Origin of the sequence: Bacillus sp. NTK071, assembly GCF_017303315.1 — a bacterium.
GTDB lineage: Bacteria > Bacillota > Bacilli > Bacillales > Guptibacillaceae > Guptibacillus.
The window spans coordinates 1-264 of the sequence record NZ_JAFKOI010000099.1 but is presented as its reverse complement, the minus strand read 5'-3'; the positions used below and the strand labels follow the sequence as shown (position 1 = coordinate 264).

1 protein-coding gene is annotated in these 264 nt (G+C 66.7%); it reads right to left on the bottom strand.

Features of this window, described 5'->3' with window-relative positions:
• Nucleotides 1–264 (bottom strand): TolC family protein (locus JI666_RS22165; RefSeq protein WP_206895064.1); only part of this gene is annotated, 264 nt, incomplete at both ends.

The following is a 264-nucleotide window of genomic DNA, read 5'->3' as shown; positions in this document are numbered from 1 at the left end:
CCTGCGCCAGTTCGGTCACGGTGGCCAGCTGCTGGCCGCGCCGGGCGCGGGCCATCGAGGCGATCTCGTCAGCGGCGGCAAGGCGGCGGCGCTGGATATCCTCGCGCTGGATGGCGGCCTGAAGGTCGTAGAACGCCTGCGTCACATCGTGGATCAGCGTCTGATGCGCGCCGATGAAATTGACGTTGCTGGCGAAAGACAACTCTTGCGCGCCCTCTCTGAGCGCCGAGCGCCGCCCGAAATCGAAAAGCAGCCATTGCACCG